Source organism: Domibacillus sp. PGB-M46, assembly GCF_022668875.1.
Classification (GTDB): Bacteria; Bacillota; Bacilli; order Bacillales; family Domibacillaceae; genus Domibacillus.
In genome coordinates, this window is record NZ_JAKGCR010000115.1 from 1 (window position 1) to 229 (window position 229).

Annotated in this window: 1 rRNA gene; it reads right to left on the bottom strand. The window is 43.7% G+C overall.

Going from position 1 to position 229, the window contains the following annotated elements:
* Positions 1-75, bottom strand: a 16S ribosomal RNA gene (locus L2D08_RS23870); the annotation flags it as partial.
* Positions 76-229 lie beyond the last annotated feature (154 nt).

Consider the following 229-nt stretch of genomic DNA (forward strand, 5'->3'; position numbering starts at 1 on the left):
TTCTGTCCGCTCGACTTGCATGTATTAGGCACGCCGCCAGCGTTCGTCCTGAGCCAGGATCAAACTCTCCAAAAAGTTTGCTTGCACATGGATGTGCTGACATCGGCGTTGCAACAGGACGTTGCGAATTTAGCCGATGTTCCTTAACTCGAGTTTCCATTAAAACACGGGGTGTTTTTAATGGAAGATAAAAATTTAAAACGTTGACGTTTTTATTGATTTTGTTCAG